Genomic DNA, 557 nt, shown 5'->3' with positions numbered 1-557 from the left:
TACAACAAATCCATCCAGGCCAAAGCCACCGACAAGCTGGACTACTGGCGCACCGTCTGGACCCGCCGCGACAATCCCTTTGAGGACGCCCCCTATAACTACGACTCCGATAAACCGGTCTGGCGTATTGAGCTGCGCTATCACCACTCCGTCGTGCAACAGTTCTCCGAAGGGACCACCGTTAAAGGCGAAACCCCCTATTTTAAATCCTATGCCGGCCTCGCCCCTCACCTGGACGGCCTCTGGCGCTATGGTCTGGACGCCTTCAAATTCCTTCACCGCCCCGGCTACTTCCACCCCATGTGGACCCTGCTGGCCCGGGACGTGAGGGTGCAGACCCAAGTGCAAAGCCTGCTCCATGAAAGCGACTACAAGCGCTATTACAAAACCAGCGAGGGATTTTCAGGAAAAAACATCGAGCTGCTGTTGGGTAACGCGATCAGCCTGGCAGCACGTAATAGATTGACAGCGAAACAGCTGCTTAAAGCCCTAAAAAAGCTTCCGTTTTGGTACACCATCGAGGACTTTTACAAGGATAAGGGTTTCTCAGAGATCGC

The 557-nt window shown here is 54.6% G+C and carries 1 pseudogene; it reads left to right on the top strand.

Going from position 1 to position 557, the window contains the following annotated elements:
• Positions 1–557, top strand: a pseudogene (locus AAE484_RS17425) (hypothetical protein); the annotation flags it as partial.

It is taken from the genome of Marinimicrobium sp. C2-29 (genome assembly GCF_038419845.1).
Lineage (GTDB): Bacteria > Pseudomonadota > Gammaproteobacteria > Pseudomonadales > Cellvibrionaceae > Marinimicrobium.
Note: the sequence above shows the minus strand (reverse complement) of the source record. Positions and strands in the feature narration are given on the sequence as shown.